The organism is Streptomyces sp. NBC_00080 (assembly GCF_045041255.1).
GTDB lineage: Bacteria > Actinomycetota > Actinomycetes > Streptomycetales > Streptomycetaceae > Streptomyces > Streptomyces coriariae.
Genome location: NZ_CP108235.1, coordinates 639,468 through 657,911, shown reverse-complemented (window position 1 = coordinate 657,911; position 18,444 = coordinate 639,468). Strand labels below are relative to the sequence as shown.

At 70.5% G+C, this 18,444-nt stretch carries 16 protein-coding genes; 12 read left to right on the top strand and 4 right to left on the bottom strand.

The annotated features are described in order from the left end of the window. The first annotated feature begins 75 nt into the window (after positions 1-75). The 3 genes from OHU34_RS02840 (at position 76) to OHU34_RS02830 (ending at position 5,255) form a co-directional block, all read left to right on the top strand. The gene (locus tag OHU34_RS02840) at positions 76-777 is read left to right on the top strand and encodes a FadR/GntR family transcriptional regulator (protein ID WP_142270589.1); all 702 of its coding nucleotides are present in this window, start codon (positions 76-78) and stop codon (positions 775-777) included. A 128-nt stretch (positions 778-905) separates the two neighbouring features. Continuing rightward, the gene (locus OHU34_RS02835) at positions 906-4,112 is read left to right on the top strand and encodes a glycosyl hydrolase family 95 catalytic domain-containing protein (RefSeq protein ID WP_405764444.1); all 3,207 of its coding nucleotides are present in this window, start codon (positions 906-908) and stop codon (positions 4,110-4,112) included. 207 nt (positions 4,113-4,319) lie between these two features. Beyond that, positions 4,320-5,255 carry an amidohydrolase family protein gene (locus tag OHU34_RS02830; protein ID WP_405764441.1) on the top strand — a complete coding sequence of 312 codons (936 nt, stop codon included), beginning with the start codon at positions 4,320-4,322 and terminating at the stop codon, positions 5,253-5,255. A gap of 197 nt (positions 5,256-5,452) precedes the next feature. On the opposite strand, the gene OHU34_RS02825 is transcribed toward OHU34_RS02830, so the two are convergent. Then, a complete protein-coding gene (locus tag OHU34_RS02825) occupies positions 5,453-6,361 on the bottom strand; it encodes an SMP-30/gluconolactonase/LRE family protein (protein ID WP_405764439.1) in 909 nt (302 codons plus the stop codon). An 86-nt stretch (positions 6,362-6,447) separates the two neighbouring features. On the opposite strand from OHU34_RS02825, the gene OHU34_RS02820 reads away from it, so the two are divergent. After that, positions 6,448-6,885, top strand: coding sequence for an Lrp/AsnC family transcriptional regulator (locus OHU34_RS02820; protein WP_142270591.1), 438 nt, complete (start codon positions 6,448-6,450; stop codon positions 6,883-6,885). Between the two features lie 170 nt (positions 6,886-7,055). After that, complete coding sequence (locus OHU34_RS02815; RefSeq protein ID WP_405764436.1) at positions 7,056-7,721, top strand: class I SAM-dependent methyltransferase; 666 nt, start codon at positions 7,056-7,058, stop codon at positions 7,719-7,721. 265 nt (positions 7,722-7,986) lie between these two features. Here the strand turns inward: OHU34_RS02815 and OHU34_RS02810 are convergent, their stop codons facing one another. Both OHU34_RS02810 and OHU34_RS02805 read right to left on the bottom strand, forming a co-directional pair. Then, positions 7,987-8,736: a triacylglycerol lipase gene (locus OHU34_RS02810; RefSeq protein WP_230193865.1), complete on the bottom strand. Its 750-nt coding sequence runs from the start codon at positions 8,734-8,736 to the stop codon at positions 7,987-7,989. A gap of 290 nt (positions 8,737-9,026) precedes the next feature. Then, the gene (locus OHU34_RS02805; RefSeq protein ID WP_230193914.1) at positions 9,027-9,215 is read right to left on the bottom strand and encodes a DUF3237 family protein; all 189 of its coding nucleotides are present in this window, start codon (positions 9,213-9,215) and stop codon (positions 9,027-9,029) included. Positions 9,216-9,400: 185 nt separating this feature from the next. Here OHU34_RS02805 and OHU34_RS02800 point away from each other — a divergent pair, with 185 nt between their 5' ends. Both OHU34_RS02800 and OHU34_RS02795 read left to right on the top strand, forming a co-directional pair. Then, on the top strand, positions 9,401-10,072 hold the full coding sequence (locus OHU34_RS02800; protein ID WP_405764433.1) for a hypothetical protein: 672 nt from the start codon (positions 9,401-9,403) through the stop codon (positions 10,070-10,072). A 61-nt stretch (positions 10,073-10,133) separates the two neighbouring features. Then, the gene (locus tag OHU34_RS02795) at positions 10,134-10,607 is read left to right on the top strand and encodes a GNAT family N-acetyltransferase (RefSeq protein WP_142270592.1); all 474 of its coding nucleotides are present in this window, start codon (positions 10,134-10,136) and stop codon (positions 10,605-10,607) included. Between the two features lies 1 nt (position 10,608). On the opposite strand, the gene OHU34_RS02790 is transcribed toward OHU34_RS02795, so the two are convergent. Then, on the bottom strand, positions 10,609-11,436 hold the full coding sequence (locus tag OHU34_RS02790) for an alpha/beta fold hydrolase (protein ID WP_142270350.1): 828 nt from the start codon (positions 11,434-11,436) through the stop codon (positions 10,609-10,611). 581 nt (positions 11,437-12,017) lie between these two features. Here OHU34_RS02790 and OHU34_RS02785 point away from each other — a divergent pair. From OHU34_RS02785 to OHU34_RS02765, 5 genes are all read left to right on the top strand, one after another. After that, complete coding sequence (locus OHU34_RS02785; RefSeq protein WP_142270351.1) at positions 12,018-13,052, top strand: LacI family DNA-binding transcriptional regulator; 1,035 nt, start codon at positions 12,018-12,020, stop codon at positions 13,050-13,052. 575 nt (positions 13,053-13,627) lie between these two features. Further along, positions 13,628-14,722 (top strand): ABC transporter substrate-binding protein, encoded by a 1,095-nt coding sequence (locus tag OHU34_RS02780; protein WP_405764429.1) that lies wholly within the window; start codon positions 13,628-13,630, stop codon positions 14,720-14,722. Between the two features lie 131 nt (positions 14,723-14,853). Further along, on the top strand, positions 14,854-16,416 hold the full coding sequence (locus tag OHU34_RS02775; protein WP_230193863.1) for a sugar ABC transporter ATP-binding protein: 1,563 nt from the start codon (positions 14,854-14,856) through the stop codon (positions 16,414-16,416). Next, positions 16,409-17,371 (top strand): ABC transporter permease, encoded by a 963-nt coding sequence (locus OHU34_RS02770; RefSeq protein ID WP_230193862.1) that lies wholly within the window; start codon positions 16,409-16,411, stop codon positions 17,369-17,371. Before OHU34_RS02775 ends, OHU34_RS02770 begins: the two co-directional genes overlap by 8 nt. Continuing rightward, a complete protein-coding gene (locus OHU34_RS02765; protein ID WP_405764425.1) occupies positions 17,368-18,402 on the top strand; it encodes an ABC transporter permease in 1,035 nt (344 codons plus the stop codon). The genes OHU34_RS02770 and OHU34_RS02765 overlap by 4 nt, the downstream gene beginning before the upstream one ends. Positions 18,403-18,444: the final 42 nt, after the last annotated feature.

Here is an 18,444-nt window from a genome sequence, read left to right as displayed (position 1 = left end):
CGGGGCATCGCGCGGGCTCGTTGCCGGGCCGCGTGGAGTCCCGCCGTGTTCCTTCGGGACAGAGAGGCGCTCCTCGTGGCACTGACGGACGAGGCGATGGAGAAGATCAAGGCGATGATCGTCGCGGGCGAGCTCGCGCCAGGCTCCCGACTGCCCAAGGAGGATGCTCTCGCCGGTCAGCTCGGTCTGTCCCGAAGCTCGCTGCGCGAGGCGGTCCGTGCGCTGACCGCCATGCGCATCCTGGTCACCCGGCAGGGCGACGGCACCTATGTCTCCAGCCTGGAGCCGCACCTTCTGCTCGAGACGATGTCCTTCGCCGCCGACGTCTCGCACGGGCGGACCGCCCTTCAACTGCTCCAGGTGCGCAGACTGCTGGAACCGCCGGCGACCGGGCTGGCCGCCACCGTGCTGACCTCCGAGGACCTCGAAGAACTCGGCGTCATCCTCGAACGGTCCCGGGCGGCCGCCACGGTGGACGAGTTCGTCGCCCACGACATCGCGTTCCACCTGCGCATCGTCGAAGCCGTCGGCAACCCCGTGCTGTCCATGCTGTTGCGTGTCCTGTCCACCCGTACCCAGCGGGTCCGCATCGTGCGGGGCAGCCGGACACAGCGCGCCGTGGAGCGCGCGCACGCGGAACACGAGGAGATCCTCCGCGCGCTCAGGGCACGTGACGCACTGTTGGCCGTCTCCGCCGCGACGGTCCATGTGGCCGCCGTCGAGCACTGGCTCGCGGCGAGCTGGGTCGAGGCGGACGGGTCGTCAGTCGACGGCTAGTCACACCTCTAGACATCCGATCTATCTTCCCGTGAAGATGGCTGACGATGAAAAAGCCCTCGGCAGATGTCGATGTGGCCGCTCCTCCCTCCGTGAAAGAGCCGATGAATGGGCCGGGAGATCTTGCTGTGATCAATGAATCCCAACCGCTGAGACGAAGCATCCTGAAGTTCGGCGGTGCTCTCGCCGTCGCGCCACTGGCCACTCAGCTGACGGGCGCCACGCCTGCCGGACAGGCCGTCGCGGCCGGGGCCCACGCGTCGGCGGCCATCCAGTGGCCGGCCCTGTCGCGCAAGGCGCTGACGTACTCCGTCCCCGCCGCGGACTGGCAGTCGCAGGCCCTGCCGATCGGCAACGGCCGGCTCGGCGCCATGCTCTTCGCCGATCCCCACGAGGAGCGCATCCAGTTCAACGAGCAGAGCCTGTGGGGCGGGGTCAACAACTACGACAACGCGCTCGCCGGCAGACCGGACAGCGATTTCGACACCGGCATGACCGGCTTCGGCTCCTACCGCGACTTCGGCGACCTCGTCGTCACCTTCGCCTCCCGTCCGAAGCCCACGGTCACGGCACCGGGAGGACCGTACACTTCCTCCCCCTCGGAGGGCGTCGACAAGACGTACGACGGCGAATCGAGCACCAAGTGGTGCATCGAGGGGCCCGGTGCGAAGGTGCGGTGGCAGGTCGAACTCCCCGAACCCGTCGTGGTCGCCTCCTACCGGCTGACGAGCGCCAACGACGTGCCGCAGCGCGACCCGCAGGAGTGGACGTTCTCCGGTTCCGCGGACGGCGCCACCTGGACCACGTTGGACAGCCGCACCCTGGAGGCGCCCTTCGAGAGCCGCTTCCAGACCAGGGAATTCACCAGTGCCCACAGCGCGGCCTACCGCTTCTACCGGTTCGACTTCGTCCCCAAGGCGGGCGTCAGTCACTTCCAGGTGAGCGAGATCGGCCTGGACGGCGTGGACCTCGGCGGGGACACCTCGCTCTACCTGTCGTCGCCGAGCGGGCACTCGCAGGGATCCGCCCGGCCCGGGGCCCGGGGCACGGACATCTCGCGTTCGGTGGACCGCGATCCGGCCACCGTCTGGCGGGTCGACGGCGCCGCACCCGCCGTCAGCTGGCAGGCCGACCTGCCCCGCCCGGCCGTCGTCACCTCGTACACGCTGACGGCGGCCCCCGACCGCCCGCGCGACGACCCCCGGCAGTGGACGCTCGAGGCGTCGCTGGACGGGACCACCTGGACGACGCTCGACACGCGGAACCCGGGGGCGCCCTTCGCCGGCCGCGGCGAGAGCCGGACCTTCTCCTTCACCAACAGCACGGCCTACCGCGTCTACCGGCTCACCCTGACTCCCGGCGCGTCCTCCACCGGCTGCCAGATCGCGGAGATCGCGCTGGCGGGCAAGGGCTTCGACACCCGCGCCCAGCGCACCGTCGTCGACTACCGGCGCACCCTCGACTTCGTCGAAGGCCTCCATGTCACCCGCTTCGGCGCGCCGGGACAGCGCGTCCTGCGCGAGGCCTTCGCCGACCGGTCCGCGGACGTCATGGTCTTCCGGTACACGTCGGACGGCGCCGACGGACTCTCCGGGGCGATCTCGCTGACGTCCGCGCAGGACCAGGCCCCGACGACCGTCGACGCCGACGCCGGGCGGATCGCCTTCAGCGGTGTCATGGGCAACGGACTCAAGCACGCCTGCACCGTCCAGGCGGTACACCCCGACGGCGACCTCAGCGCCGACGGAGCGGTGCTGAGGTTCAGCGGCTGCACGACCCTGACCCTGTTCCTCGACGCCCGCACCGACTACCGGCTCGACGCCGCCGCCGGGTGGCGCGGAGCCGCTCCGGAACCGATCATCGCCAGGGCGCTCGCCAAGGCGTCCGCCCGGCCCTACGACAAGCTGCGCGCCCGGCACATCGCCGAGACGCGGGCCCTCATGAACCGTGTCTCGGTCGCCTGGGGCACCTCCCCGGCCGCCGTCGTCGCGCTCCCCACCGACGCCCGGCTGGCGCGTTACGCGGCGGGCGGGGAGGACCCGACACTCGAACAGACGATGTTCGACTACGGCCGGTACCTGCTGATCAGCTCCTCCCGGCCGAACGGCCTGCCCGCCAACCTCCAAGGCCTGTGGAACGACCAGAACCAGCCGGCCTGGGCCTCCGACTACCACACCAACATCAATGTCCAGATGAACTACTGGGGAGCCGAGACGACGAACCTGTCGGAGTGTCACGAGGCGCTCGTCGGCTTCATCGAGCAGGTGGCGGTGCCGAGCCGGGTGGCGACCCGCAACGCCTTCGGCCAGGACACCCGCGGCTGGACCGCCCGCACCAGCCAGAGCATCTTCGGCGGCAACTCGTGGGAGTGGAACACCGTCGCGAGCGCCTGGTACGCCCAGCACCTCTACGAGCACTGGGCGTTCACCCAGGACCCGACCTATCTCCGTACCGTCGCCTACCCGATGATCAAGGAGATCTGCGAGTTCTGGGAGGACCATCTCAAGGAGCGCGAGGACGGACTCCTCGTCGCACCGAACGGCTGGTCCCCGGAGCACGGGCCGCGCGAGGACGGCGTCATGTACGACCAGCAGATCATCTGGGACCTGTTCCAGAACTACCTCGACTGCGAGGCGGCACTCAAGGCGGATCCCGCGTACCGGGCCAAGGTCGCGGACCTGCAGGCGCGCCTCGCGCCGAACAGGATCGGCCGGTGGGGCCAGCTCCAGGAGTGGCAGGAGGACATCGACAGCCCCGACGACATCCACCGCCACACCTCGCACCTCTTCGCGGTCTACCCGGGCCGCCAGATCACCCCGCAGACGCCCGACCTCGCCGCCGCCGCCCTCGTCTCCCTCAAGGCGCGGTGCGGCGAGAAGGAAGGCGTCCCGTTCACGGCCGCGACGGTCTCGGGCGACAGCCGCCGCTCATGGACCTGGCCCTGGCGGGCGGCCCTGTTCGCCCGCCTCCGCGACGGTCGGCGCGCCCAGGTCATGCTGCGCGGACTGCTGACCTACAACACGCTGCCCAACCTGTTCTGCAACCACCCGCCCTTCCAGATGGACGGCAACTTCGGCATCTCGGGCGCCGTGGCGGAGATGCTCCTGCAGAGCCACGACGGAGTGATCGACCTGCTGCCCGCCCTGCCGGACGGCTGGAAGGCCCAGGGATCCTTCACCGGGCTCCGTGCCCGGGGCGGCTACGAGGTCAGCTGTGAGTGGCGGAAGGGAAAGGTGACGTCCTACAAGATCGTGGCCGACCGGGCGCGGAACCGGAAGGACATCACCGTCCGGGTGAACGGCGTCGACAGGAGGGTGAGGCCGGACAGGCCCTGACAGCGGCACCGGCTCGCTGCGGCAGCGGCCGAGGGCCGGGCGCCGCCCGCAGCGCGGCGGACGGCCCGTCGGCCCGTCGCCGCCCCCGCACGCCGACGGCCCGGCCCGCCCCGGCCACACCGCCGCGGGGCCGGGTGACGGATCCCTCACGGATTCCCCGCGCGAAGGAGTGGACCCGCCGCCTCACCCGGGTCGATCGTGGGCGCCATGGATGATCACCGCACGGAACCCGTCGACCCCGGTGGTACCGCCGAAGCCACCCCTGTGGGACAGGAGGCCGAGGAGGTGCGCGCTTTCTGGGGCCGCCTCGGCCTTCCCGGCCTCGTCGACGTCCACACGCACTTCATGCCCGAGCGGGTCCTGCACAAGGTCTGGGACTACTTCGACGCGCTCGGACCACAGACCGGCGGGCTCGAGTGGCCGATCACCTACCGGAACGAGGAGAGCGAACGGACGTCCCTGCTGAGGGAGTTCGGCGTACGGGCCTTCACCGCGATGCTCTACCCGCACAAGCCGGGCATGGCCCGGTGGCTGAACGACTGGGCGGCCGACTTCGCCCGCCGCACGCCCGACTGTCTGCACACCGCCACCCTCTACCCCGAGCCGGGCGTCGAGACCTACGTGCGGGAGGCCGTCGAGGCGGGCGCGCGCGTCCTCAAGGCGCATGTACAGGTGGGGGCGTACGACCCGGCCGACGAACTCCTCGATCCGACATGGGGGTTGCTGGCCGAGGCCGGAATCCCCGTCGTGATCCACTGCGGCTCGGGGCCCGCACCCGGCAAGCACACGGGACCCGAGCCGATCGCCCGGGTGCTGGCGCGGCACCCCCGGCTGCGACTGGTCGTCGCGCACCTGGGGATGCCCGAGTACGAGGAGTTCCTCGGCCTCGCCGAACGGTACGGGGAAGTCCGGCTGGACACGACGATGACGTTCACCGACTTCGCCGAGGAGCTGATGCCGTTCCCCGGCAGGGCCCTGCCCCGGCTGGCCGGACTCGGCGACCGTGTCCTGCTCGGCTCCGACTTCCCCAACATCCCCTATCCGTACGTGCACCAGCTCCACGCGCTGGAGCGGCTGGGCCTCGGGGACGAGTGGCTGCGGGCGGTCTGCCACGACAACGCGGCAGAGCTGTTCCGCCTGTGAGAGCCCCGTCGTGGTTCTCGCCGCCCCGGCGCCGGTGACCCGTCCGGCCGGAGGCGCAACGTCCTACCGGAGCATGAGCCGGCGACCGGACGCGTACCGCGGTTTCAGTAGTCGGTGGATCAGGGTCGGACAGCCGCGACCGTCCGGCGCCGGGGCGCGCGCGGCGGAGTGCCCCGGCCCGCCGTCGGACACGCGGCCTAGACGCGGGGCGCTCCCGTCACCGACATCACCAGCGAGTACAGCGAGTTGGTGGCGGTGATGAACAGGCGGTTGTTCTTCGGTCCGCCGAAGGTGATGTTGGAGACCGGTTCCGGCACCCGGAGCCGTCCGATGAGGGTGCCGTCGGGGTCGTAGCAGTGCACGCCGTCCTCCAGGGCGGCGGCCCACAGGCGGCCCTGGTCGTCCAGGCGGATGTTGTCGAAGTGGACGCCCGCTCGTGCTTCGGCGAAGACCTCCCGTCCGGAGAGTGTGCCGTCGGCGTGGACGTCGAAGGCGTGGATACGGGCGCTCCGCGAGTCGGAGACGTACAGCCGCTTCTCGTCCGGTGACAGGATGACGCCGTTGGGTCCGTCGAAGCCGTCGGCGGCGAGGTGCACCGCGCCCGTCGCCGGGTCGACCCGGTAGACGTTGCAGGCGCCGATCTCGGACTCGGCGCGATGACCCTCGTAGTCGCTGGTGATGCCGAAGTCCGGGTCGGAGAACCACAGAGTGCCGTCGGAGCGCACGACGGAGTCGTTGGGACTGTTGAGCCGCTTGCCCTCGAAACGCTCGGCCAGGACCGTCACCGTGCCGTCCGGCTCGGTACGGGTGACCCGGCGGTTGCCCTGCTCGCAGCTGACCAGGCGGCCCTGCCGGTCGAGGGTGTTGCCGTTGCTGTGTCCGGCCGGGTGGCGGAAGACGCCGACCGTCCCGGTGGCCTCGTCCCAGCGCAGGATGCGGTCGTTCGGGATGTCGCTCCAGATCAACTGGCGCCAGGCGGGCAGGTACAGCGGACCCTCCGCCCAACGGCAGTCGTCGTACAGCACCTCCAGCCTGCCGTCGCCGTTCGTGCAGCGTCCGGTACGGAAGCGGTCGTCCAGGATCTCGTACAGGCCATCGGCGGGCATCGGCGTCCCTTCGCCTTCACTGATCAGGATCTGATTCAACGTAACACGTAGATCGCCGAACAGGATATGGTCAGACCATGAAGCCGATAGATGACATCGACCGTGGCTTGATCGCGCTGCTTCAGAAGGACGCGACGCGGTCCTATGCCGAGTTGGGCAAGGGGGTCGGCCTGTCGGCGGGCGCCGCCCACGAGCGAGTGCGCAGGCTGCGGGAGCACGGGGTCATCAGGGCCACCACGGTCGACGTGGACCCCGCGGCCCTCGACCGCGGGGTCCTCGCCTTCGTGCTCGTCGACTCGACGGCCTGGATGGGCGACCGCGCCGAGGACTTCGCCGGCGTACCGGAGATCCAGGAGGCCCACGTCATCGCGGGCAGCGCGTCGGTACTGGTGAAGGTGCGCACGGCGAGCACGGAACGACTCCAGGACGTCCTGCGCCGCCTGTACGCGATCGACGGGGTCAGCGGCACCCAGGCGACCGTCGTCCTGGAAACGTTCTTCGAACGACCGCTGGACGCCGGTTAGACGCGGCGCGCGCCTGCGGTGACTGTCGGCGAGGACCTGGGCGACGCCGCCAGGTTCAAGCGTCCTGCCTGAAGGTGAGCGGTAGCGGCGTGCGGTCCGCCCATCGGGCGCCGCTGCCGAGATCGTGATTCTCCCGGCCGGCCCCGCGGTCAGGAACTACTGTCGCGTGCATGGTCGAACACAGTGCCCTCAGTGTCACCCGCCAGGGATACGACGCTGTCGCCCCCACCTATGCGCGGATGTTCCGCGACTCGCTGCGTGACAGTCCCCTGGACCGCGCGATGCTGGGTGTCTTCGCCGAGGTCGTCCGTACTGGTGGGGACGGCGGTCAGGCCGCGGACCTGGGGTGCGGGCCCGGTCATGTCACCGCCCATCTGGACGAGTTGGGCCTGTCGGCGTTCGGTGTCGACACCTCTCCCGCGATGATCGAGTTGGCTCGGCAGGCCTATCCGCGTCTGCGGTTCGACGTGGGCTCGATGGCCGCGTTGGACATCGCCGACAGGGTCCTGGGCGGCGTGCTCGCACGGTGGTCCATCATCCACACTCCGCCACAGGAACTCCCCGTCATCCTGGCGGAGTTCCATCGCGTGCTGGCACCCGGCGGCCACCTTCTGGTCGGCTTCTCGGCCACCGATGGTCCGTCGCACCCGACGCAGGTCTTCGACCACACTGTCGCGCCGGCCTATCGGTGGTGGCCCGATCACCTCGCCGCGCTGCTGCGCGAGTCCGGGTTGGCCGAGGTGGCCCGGACGGTCCGCGAGCCGCAGCCCACCGACCGGCGGCAGTTCCAGGAGGTTCACCTGCTGGCCCGCAAAGCCCAGGCAGGAGCCGCCTGACGCGGCTGTTCCGGGTGGCTCGGCGGGCGACCGACCCGACGAGGTCGGCGGTCGCGTCCCACAGCCGGCCGGCCAGGGCCGGGTCGGGGCCGGCCTTGCCCTGCCTGCGCAGGGTCAGTCGAGGTCGGCCAGGTCGTCGACACGGAGGGACGCCGACCGGGTGACCGTCCCCTGCCGTGCGCCCCGTTCCCGGCGGTCGGGCTGCCGGGAACGGGGCGTGGTCGCACTGAGCGCCGGTCACCGCCGGGGCTGCTCGCGCGGTGGGTCAGGAGGCGACGAAGTCGGCGATCTGACCGAGCACGACCGTGTCCGTCAGGTAGCCGATGTGGGTCTGGCAGAGCACGTTGTTGTTCGTCGCGCCGTCCAGTCGGGTGCTGGTGTACGGGATGATGATGCCGTCGCACGCCGAGTACCAGGTGGCGTACCGGGTGGTGCCCGGCGTTTCGTCGCCCGCGGTGATCTGGGCGATGAACGACGAGCCCGGGTACATCTGTTGACAGGTCGTGTAGATGAGGCAGGCGCCGGCGTAGGTGGTTCCGTGGTTCGCGCCGGCGATCGAGGCGAGGTGGCTGACGCTGGTGTTGCCGCCCAGGACCTTCAGGTAGTACTGACTGACGAGGCCGCCCATCGAGTGGTTGACGATGGCGACCTTGCTCGCACCGGTCCGCGCCTTCACGGTGTTGACGAAGGTCGCGAGCCCCTGGGCGTTGGTGATGTTGTTGCCGTAGGAGTTGTACTCGTAGGCGAACAGGTTGGAGCTGGACCAGCCGTTGAGCCGGAAGACGCTCATGGCGGTGGTCCAGTTGGACGCGCTGCCGGTGTAGCCGTGGACGAAGACGACCGGTGTGCTCGTCGACAACGGCTGGGCGGCCGCGTCGGCCGACCGGGTGGTGGAGGCGACCGACGCGGCGGCCGTGGGGGTGGCGCCTGCCGTCGGCGCTGCGGAGAACAGGGTGAACGCGAGGGTGGCGGTCGCGAGAACACCGAGGATCCGGCGCGGGGCATGACGACGCATGGAGCCCTCCTGACGAGGATGCGGGTGGCTGGACCTGACCAGCGTCGTGGCGCCGAGCCGGGGAGCAATCGGCGAAATCACCGGCGTGCGGGGGCGGCCGGGCATCCCGGATCGTGGAGCCCTTCGTGCTGGTCGGCAGCCGGTCGGGTGGCTTCCCGCAGGGGCGGTCACCGTCGCGTCCGCGGTCGGGCTCGGCCCGAGGGCACGCCTGCCGTCCGCCCCTCGGCCTCCGCACTCGGCGGCAGGCGCCGTCCCGTCGCCCGGTTCCGCCGCCCGCGGACCGGCGTCGTTCAGTCCACCGTGCAACAGCGGATCACGAGGTGGCCGTCCTCCTCCCGGGCGAGGCCCACGAAGACCGTGCACGCGAGCCAGCGGTGCTGCGGGGCGTCCGTGCGGAAGACGGGGGCGGTGCGGACGTACGTGCCGGACTCGGCGAGGCGAAGGGTGCCGTCGTACCCGGCGGCGGGACCGGCCCGCAGGGGCCGGCCGGCCTCCGGGGACTCCGGGACGGCCGCAGAGGCGGGACGACACCCCGGCTCGCCACCGACCCGCTCGACCTGCCTCGCCTCGACCGGCGCGGCGCTCCCGGTGATCCTGCCGGGGCGGAATCTCCGTTGCCGGGAAGCCGCACCGCCCGCGATCCTGAGGCGATGAGGTACTCCGTATGCGGCTGAGGCTGCAACAGTTCAGGCCCCGGACCGGGCCGCACGAGCACCGGGTCGTCCAGCCGAGGAACCCCCTTCGCCACACGTCGCTCAGTGCCCCCGAGCCCATCGGCCTGTTGCTGGGCGACCATGACGGGCTGAACCGGCTCGCGGGTCTGTTCTCCTTCGCCGCGTACTCCCGGCACACGATCGTCCATGTGCCGCTGCGCGACAGCCTTCGGCCCGACGAGGGCTTCGGCACGCCGGTCGATCTCGTCCTGGTCCACGACAAGCTCGGTCTGCGTCCCAGCAAGTGGCCCGAGCTGCGCCGCAGGCTGGTGAACGGCACTCCGCTGACCGTCGGCACCGACGAGGAACGCACGGCCAGGGACGCCGCCGGATGGCGTGAGCGCGGGACCCGGGCCGATTTCCGGGACGAGTTGCGGCACGCCACCCACGCCCGCACGTTCTTCCTGTTCGGCAACCGCGAGGTGTTCGCCGAGACCGCTACCTCCCTTGCCCACGCGGCGGGTTGGGGTCCGCGCCAGAAGGGCGTCACCCAAGGCCACTCGGCCCTGATGACGGCCCTCCCGACGCTGGTCCAGGAACCCGGTGGCGGGCACCCCGTGGAGGTGTTGGTCTGCTTCAAGCCGTACCCGCCCTACGCCCACTTCCAGCGGCCCAGACGTTGAGCGAGCAGCCCGACTCACTGCTCCGGGCGGACCTTCGCCTGTGGCGGCCGAGACGCCTGCCATGATCGTCGCCATGGGCACACAGATCGCACCGGCCGGCGTGGCCGACTTTCACCAGGTCCTGACCGATCACGCCCGTTACTGGGGCGAACGCGACCTTCGATCGCTGCACCTTCTGGCGCTGGTGCAGGAGTTCGGTGCCACCTGCCTGGTCGCCCGGGCCGAGGACGGAATCCGTGGGTACGTCTTCGGGTTCGTGACGCCGGAAGGCACCGGGTACGTGCATCTGATCGCCACGCGGGACGACGCCCGTGGTACGGGTCTCGGGCGCCGTCTCTACGCGGCGTTCGCCGAAGCGGCGCACCGCCATGGCGCCCGGCGGCTGAAGGCGATCACGTCGGTCGCGAACACCGGCTCGATCGCGTTCCACCGCAGTCTCGGCTTCGAGGTGAAGATCGTCGACGACTACAACGGCCCGGGTCTGACCATGGCCGTCTTCGACCGTGATCTGGCCGTGCCCGTCCTGGTTCCATAGCTCAGCCGCGTGCGAATTCGAGGAGGTCCTGGTCGAACTTCTCGGCGTACTTCGGAACCATGGCCAGTCCGTGGGGCGCACCGGAATACACCTTGTACACCGCGTCCTTGACCAGCTTCGAGCTCTTGTCGCCGGAAGCGACGATGGGAACGATCTGGTCGTCGTCCCCGTGCACGATCAGTGTCGGGACGTCGATCTTCTTGAGGTCCTCGGTGAGGTCCGTCTCGGAGAACGCCTTGATGCAGTCGTACGCGCCCTTGATGCCCACCGTCATTCCCCACAGCCAGAACTCGTCTCGCGTTCCCTGGGTGACGGTCGAATCGTCGCGGTTGGCGCCGTAGAAGGGCGCGCTGAGGTCCTTGTAGAACTGGGAGCGGTCCGTTGCCACGCCCGCACGGATCTCGTCGAAGACCTCGATCGGCAGCCCCTCCGGATTCGCGTCCGTCTTCAGCATCAGAGGAGGGATGGCGCCCACCAGGACGGCCTTGGCGACACGGCTCGAACCGTGTCGCCCGATGTAGCGGGTCACTTCACCGCCGCCGGTGGAGTGACCGACGAGAATGACGTCGCGCAGGTCGAGTTCTTCGATGACCGCGGCGAGATCGTCGGCGTAGGTGTCGAGATTGTTGCCGTCCCAGCTCTGTCCTGAGCGGCCGCCGCCTCTCCGGTCGTGGGCGATGGCCCGGAATCCGTTGTCCGCCATCAGCTTCAGTTGCGGATCCCAGGCGTCGGCGGTGAGCGGCCAGCCGTGGGAGAACACGACCGGTTGTCCCGAGCCCCAGTCCTTGAAGAAGATGCTGGTGCCGTCCTTGGCGGAAGCAAAGGGCATGACTTTTCCCTCTCGTGCCGCAACGGAACTCCGCAGTGGGCGGGTTCGATGCTCGAATGGGGTTGTCGAAACCGTGCCGCGCTCAGCAGGGGAACGCGCGCGGTGGACGGGCCAGGTCAGCGGCGAAGGGCGACCGTGGGAGCACGTCTCAGGGGAAACTGTAGTCGAGGGGCCGGTGCTCGGCGCGTCGGCCGTGCGGCCGGATCACCGCAACAGTCGCGGACGTCGGCCGGATCACCGCAACAGTCGCGGACGTCGACGGGCTGACCGGCAGCCTTCGGCGGCGCCCGTTGCCGTCTCGGCCGTAGACCGGTGGCCCGTTCACGGACGACACTTCTCCCGACCCGTTCACGGACGGCACTTCTTCCGGTTGCGTCGCGGCCCCGGATTCTGCGGGCCGGCCCGCCGGACGGGCGCTCACACCCCGTGCGACGGCCGTCCGTCACCCGCCTTGTCAGTGTGGCGAGGACGCCTGTATAACGTTGTAAAAGTCCAGTATGGGGGCTCGGCGCTCGCCCACGGTGACGACCCCGTAGCCGCACCGGCCATCATCTCGTCGGGACGCTGCGAAAGGGAATGCCGTGCGGGTCAGCCTCAAGGACGTCGCCGCGCACGCGGGGGTCTCCATCAAGACCGTCTCCAACGTGGTGAACAACTACCAGCACGTCACGCCCGCCATGCGCGAGCGCGTCCAGCGGTCCATCGACGTGCTCGGCTACCGGCCCAACCTGGCCGCCCGGCACCTGCGCAAAGGGCGTACGGGCATCATCGCGCTCGCCCTGCCCGAACTCGGCAACCCCTACTTCGCCGAACTGGCGGCCGCCGTCATCGACGCCGCCGCCGCACACGACTACATCGTGCTGCTCGACCACACCGGAGGGCACCGCGAGCAGGAGATCCTGGTCAGCCAGGGTTTCCGGGCGCGGGTCATCGACGGCCTCATCCTCAGCCCGATCGAGCTGGAGACCGAGGACCTGCGCGACCGGGCGGAGAACGTACCGCTGGTGCTGCTCGGCGAACGCGACTACGACCTGCCGTACGACCACATCGCCATCGACAACGTCGCCGCCGCCCGCGCGGCCGTCCGGCATCTGAACGGGCTCGGGCGGCGGGAGGTGGCCTTCATCGGCGCCCGGCGCGGTCGCAGTGAGCCGGCGCAACTGCGGGTGCGCGGCTGGCGCGAGGAACTGACCGCGGCCGGCCTCCCGGCCGACGACGGGCTCGTCGCCGCCACCGACGGGTGGGGTCACGCGGACGGAGCGGCCGCCATGAACCGCATCCTGGAATCCGGACGGCGACCCGACGCGGTTTTCGCCTACAACGATCCGATGGCCATCGGCGCTATGCGTGTCCTGCACGAACGGGGACTGCGCGTCCCCGAGGACATCGCCGTCGTCGGCTTCGACGACGTGGTCGAGGGCCGCTTCGGCGCGGTGACCCTCACCTCCGTGTCGCCGGACAAGGAGGCCATCGGCCGCCTCGCGGTCGAGTCGGTGCTGGCACGGCTCGGCGGCAACGAGATGCCCGAGCCGCGCCGTGTCCGGGCGGACCATCGCCTCGTGGAGCGCGAGAGCACCCTGGGCCGGGCGGCGGCGAACGGCGGCGGACGCGGGTGACCCCCGGGGCGGTGCGCGTGCGCATCGCCTTCCGCCCGAACCTTCGCAGGGCTGCGTGACGCGCCGGCCGTCCCGCTGCTCCGGTCAAGTGCGCGCCGAGCCGGACGTGTTGACCTGTCCGTCACGCATCTCCTGACGTCCGCAGTCGAGTGCCGTCGTCAACCCCACTGTGCTGAAAGTGCATTGCTCTTTGCAGGTGTGGTCGTGAGTGGTGCGGTCCCGGGCGGCGCGTCCGCGCGAGCGTGCCGGTCGCCGAACGGGCCGCGGAGGCAGCTGAATTCCCCGGCCGTGACGCGCTCCCCTCCGTCGCAGATGAGAGCGCAGAGGCGGGCGGTGTCGGCCGACTCGCTCGCGGCGAGCCCCGCACAGTGCGCGCACAGGGGGTTTACAGCACCCTTCCAACGATGTAAAAACCTCTGTGCGGCGGGTCGAACGACCTTTCCCGCCAGGGGAGAAGCACTTTTCTCGGCACGGCTACTGCTCGGCTACGGCACGACCTTGCTCGACCTTGCTCGACCTCTGCTCGTTCACCACCTCCCCAGTGTTCTTTCCGCGTCGCCCGGATCGGGGTCACCATGCAGCGCACCACTCACCGCCGTCGTCTTCTCGCCCGTCCCGTGGTCGTCTCCCTGGCCGCGGCGGTGGCGTTGACCGCCACCTCCTGCGCGAAGTCGGAGGACGACACGTCGAGCGACACCAAGTCCTCGGCCGCCGCCGACGCCGCACAGAAGGTCGCCTCGCCCGCGCCGGGCGGCAAGACCTGCACCGTCGACGCGTACGGCGGTGCGAAGCTCGACCTCAAGAACGCCACCGTCGGCTTCTCCCAGTCGGAGAAGGAGGCCAACCCGTTCCGCATCGCCGAGACGCAGTCCATCAAGGACGAGGCGAAGAAGCGGGGCGTCAAGCTGCTGACGGCCAACGCCCAGTCGCAGTTCTCCAAGCAGATCAGCGACGTCCAGGACCTGTTGGCGAAGGGCGCCGACCTGCTGGTCATCGCCCCGCTCAACTCCGACGGCTGGGACCCGGTACTCCAGGCCGCCGCGGCCAAGAAGGTCCCCATCGTCACGATCGACCGCAAGATCAACGCCACGGCCTGCAAGGACTACGTCTCGTTCATCGCCTCCGACTTCGTCGAGCAGGGCCGGCGCGCCGCCGACCAGATGATCGAGGCGACCGGCGGCAAGGGCGAGCTCGCGATCCTCCTCGGCTCGGCGGGCAACAACGTCACCACCGAGCGCACCAAGGGCTTCAAGGACCGGATCGCCGAGAAGGCGCCGGACCTGAAGGTGATCTTCGAACAGACCGGCGACTTCGCCCGGGAGAAGGGCCAGCAGGTCACCGAGCAGCTCATCCAGTCGAAGCCCGGCATCAAGGGGATCTACGCCGAGAACGACGAGATGGGTCTGGGCGCGGTGGCCGCGCTCAAGGGCGCCGGCAAGAAGGCGGGCGACGTCGAGATCGTCACCGTGGACGGCACCCGCAACGCCGTCCAGGGCATCGTGGACGGCTGGATCAGCGGTGTCGTCGAGTCCAACCCGCGCTTCGGGCCGCTGGCCTTCCAGACGCTGGACACCTTCACCAAGGGTGAGAGCGTCGCGCAGGACATCGTCATCGAGGACGGCGCCTACACCCCGGACAACGCCAAGTCGGGCATCGGCAAGGCCTACTGATCACTCCTCAGGGGCACGCACCGCCCACTGCGGGCCCCTCCCGCTCCCCTTCGCTTCTTGCACCTCACCGCACCGCATCGCTCAACACCGCATCGCTCAACACCGCACCGCATCGCATCCTGGAGGCACAGGTGGCACCCCCCGCCGAAGTGCTCGCCGTCCGCGGACTGAGCAAGACCTTCCCCGGCGTCCGGGCCCTGGACGACGTGGACCTGACCCTGCACGCCGGTGAGGTCCACGCCCTGATCGGCGAGAACGGCGCCGGCAAGTCGACCCTCATCAAGCTCCTCACCGGCGTGTACCGGCCCGACGCGGGCGAGATCGTCTTCCAGGGCCGCAAGGTCTCCTTCGCCACACCGCTGGAGGCCCAGAAGGCCGGGATCTCGACCATCTACCAAGAGGTCAACCTGATCCCGCTGCTCAGCGTGGCCCGCAACCTGTTCCTCGGCCGCGAGCCGCGCAACCGGTTCGGCGTGCTGGACACGGGCCGCATGAACCGCGAGGCCGAACGGACCCTGAGCACCTACGGGGTGCGGGTGGACGTCCGCAGGCCGCTGCGCACCCTCGGGGTCGGCGCCCAGCAGATGGTCGCCCTGGCCAGGGCGGTCGCCACCGAGGCGCGCGTCGTCGTCATGGACGAACCGACGTCCTCCCTCGAACCGCGTGAGGTCGAGACCCTGTTCTCGGTGATCCGGGGCCTGCGGGACGCGGGCATCGCGGTCGTCTACGTCAGCCACCGCCTGGACGAGCTGTACGCCGTGTGCAGCACCGTCACCGTGCTGCGCGACGGCCGGCGGGTGCACCGCGGCCGGCTCGCCGACCTCGACCGCCTCTCCCTGGTGTCGACGATGCTCGGCCGGGACCTGGGGGAGGTCCGCGAGGAGGGCCTCACCAAATTCACCGGCGAGCACGGCACCGCCGACGCCGAACCGGTGCTCACCGCCTCGGACCTGACGGTGCCGCACAAGCTGCACGGCGTCTCCCTCAGCATCCGTCCCGGCGAGGTGGTCGGCCTCGGCGGACTGCTCGGCTCCGGACGCACCGAGACCGCGAAGACCATCGCCGGCGCCCTGCCCGCACGCGCGGGCGGCGTCACGGTGGCCGGCGTGCCGCTGCGCGCCGGCTCGACCCCGGCGGCCATCCGCGCCGGGATCAGCCTGCTGCCCGAGGACCGCAAGAGCGAGGGCATCGTCCCCGGCCTGTCGGTGCGGGAGAACATCGCGCTGGCCGCGCTGCCCCGGCTCTCCCGCTTCGGCCTGGTCTCCGAGGCCCGTGTCGACAGCGTCGTCGACACCTTCATCGAACGGCTGCGCATCAAGGCCTCCTCACCGCACCAGAAGGTGGGCGAACTGTCCGGCGGCAACCAGCAGAAGGTGCTGCTCGCCCGGTGGCTCGCGATGAACCCCAAGGTTCTGCTGCTCGACGAGCCCACCCGCGGGATCGACGTCGGCGCCAAGGCCGAGGTGCAGAAACTGGTCGACGAACTGGCCGCCGACGGCCTGGGCGTCCTGCTCATCTCCTCCGACCTGGAGGAACTCATCGAAGGGTCCGACCGCGTGGTCGTACTGAAGGACGGCGCCGTCGTCGGCGAGCTGACCGGCGACGACGTCACGGAGGACAAGCTCATGCGGACCATCGCCGGTAACGACGGCCCCGCGCGGGACGCGGGCAAGGAGGCGGCCGTCGATGGCTGAAGCCGCCCTGCGCACCGCCCCGTTGGACAGGACCCGCCTCGTACAGTGGCTCCAGACCTACGGCGTCTACGCCGGTGTGGCGGCGCTGCTCGTCGTCAACACCGTCATCACCCCGCACTTCCTGACCACGGAGAACTTCCGCACCCAGGCCGTCCAGGTCGCCCCCGTCATCATCGTCGCCCTCGGCATGGCCCTGGTCATCGGCACCGAGGGCGTCGACCTGTCGGTGGGCGCCGTGATGGCACTGGCGGCCTCCGTGACCGCCCTCTACCTCGGCTACGGGCTGCTGCCCGCGCTGCTGGTGGTCGCGCTGTTCGCCGCGGGGGTCGGGCTGGCCAACGGCGCGCTGGTCGCGTTCGTCGGGGTGCAGCCGATCGTCGCCACGCTGGCGCTCATGGTCGGCGGTCGCGGACTCGCCCTCGTGCTGCTGCCGCAGCTCAAGGACCTGCGCAACCCCTCGCTGGCCTCCCTGGGCTCCGGCGACGTCCTCGGCATCCCGTATCTGATCCTCATCGCCGCGGCCCTGGCGCTGCTGGTGGCCTTCGTCGTGCGCCGCACCACCTTCGGACGCCAGCTCCTCGCCATCGGCGACAGCCGGCCCGCCGCCCAGCTCGCCGGCCTGCCCGTGCGACGCGTGCTGACCATCGTGTACGTCGTCTGCGCGCTCCTCGCGGCGGTCGCGGGCGTGCTGGCCACCGCCCGCCTCCAGGCCAGCGACCCCACCTCGCTGGGCAACCTGATGGAGCTGTCCGCGATCACCGCGGTCGTCGTCGGCGGGACCCCGCTGACCGGCGGCCGGGTCAACATCGGCGGCACCGTGGCGGGAGCCGTCCTCATCCAGCTCCTCACCGCCACCCTCATCAAGCACGATCTGCCGCCCTCCTGGACCCAGATCGCCCAGGCCATCGTGATCGTCGCCGCGGTCTACGCGGCGCGCGGACGGGGGAAGCGTTGACCACCACGAACACGGACGTACCCGTGACCACTGCCGGTATCGAACCGCCGCAGGACGCCCACCCGCTGGGTTCCGCACGCTCCGAACGGCTGAGCGCCCTGGTCCAGCAGCACGGCGCACTGGCCGTCCTGCTGATCGTCTCCCTGGTGGCGTCGTTCTCCTTCGACTCCTTCGCCACCGGCGACAACATCAGCAACATGGCGACCAGTTCGGCCTTCCTGGCGATCGTCGCGCTCGGCATGACCTTCGTCATCATCACCGGCGGGATCGACCTGTCCGTCGGCTCCCTGTTCGCCCTCGGCGGCGTGCTGGCCGCCTGGGGGTCGCGCCACGGCACCCTGGTGGCCCTGCTGCTGCCGCTCGCCGTCTGCGGGCTGATCGGCGTCGTCAACGGCCTGCTGGTCGCCCGCTCCCGTCTCGCGCCCTTCATCGTCACGCTCGCGGCCATGCTCGGCGCGCGTGGACTGATGCTGGCGCTCACCGACGAGGGCGCCGACACCTACCTCGTCGGCAAGAGCTCCCTTCTCGCCGAGCTCGGCCAGGGCAGCACCCTCGGCCTCGCCAACCCGGTGTGGATCACGCTGGCCCTGTTCGTCGCCGGAGCCGTCGTCCTGCGCCGGACCCGGTTCGGGCAGCACGTCTACGCGGTCGGCGGCAACGAGGACGCCGCCGCCCTGATGGGTGCCCCGGTGGCCCGCACCAAGATCCTCGTCTACGCCCTGTCGGGACTGCTCGCCGGACTGGCGGGCGCCCTCAACGCCGCCTGGCTCGCCTCCGGCGTCACCATCCTGGGCAGCGGCATGGAACTGGAGGCCATCTCCGCCGTCGTCATCGGCGGCACCCTGCTGACCGGTGGGCTCGGCTACGTCAGCGGCTCGCTCGTCGGGGTGCTGCTGCTGAAGGTGATCCAGAACGTCATCAACCAGATCGGCTCGCTCGACTCCTCCTACCAGCAGGTCGTCAGCGGCGCCTTCCTGGCGGTGGTCGTCGTCGCCCAGACCTGGCTGGGCCGCCGCCGACAACTCATGTGACAGGCCCCGGACCGGCCCCGGACGGCGGCGGAGCCCCGCCCC

What these genes read in the sequence shown, in the direction of transcription:
- OHU34_RS02830 (WP_405764441.1), top strand. Translation starts at nt 4,320, where the DNA reads ATGGATGATCACCGCACGGAACCCGTCGACCCCGGTGGTACCGCCGAA.
- OHU34_RS02825 (WP_405764439.1), bottom strand. Translation starts at nt 6,361, where the DNA reads ATGCCCGCCGATGGCCTGTACGAGATCCTGGACGACCGCTTCCGTACC.
- OHU34_RS02815 (WP_405764436.1), top strand. Translation starts at nt 7,056, where the DNA reads ATGGTCGAACACAGTGCCCTCAGTGTCACCCGCCAGGGATACGACGCT.
- OHU34_RS02810 (WP_230193865.1), bottom strand. Translation starts at nt 8,736, where the DNA reads ATGCGTCGTCATGCCCCGCGCCGGATCCTCGGTGTTCTCGCGACCGCC.
- OHU34_RS02800 (WP_405764433.1), top strand. Translation starts at nt 9,401, where the DNA reads ATGCGGCTGAGGCTGCAACAGTTCAGGCCCCGGACCGGGCCGCACGAG.
- OHU34_RS02795 (WP_142270592.1), top strand. Translation starts at nt 10,134, where the DNA reads ATGATCGTCGCCATGGGCACACAGATCGCACCGGCCGGCGTGGCCGAC.
- OHU34_RS02790 (WP_142270350.1), bottom strand. Translation starts at nt 11,436, where the DNA reads ATGCCCTTTGCTTCCGCCAAGGACGGCACCAGCATCTTCTTCAAGGAC.
- OHU34_RS02780 (WP_405764429.1), top strand. Translation starts at nt 13,628, where the DNA reads ATGCAGCGCACCACTCACCGCCGTCGTCTTCTCGCCCGTCCCGTGGTC.
- OHU34_RS02770 (WP_230193862.1), top strand. Translation starts at nt 16,409, where the DNA reads ATGGCTGAAGCCGCCCTGCGCACCGCCCCGTTGGACAGGACCCGCCTC.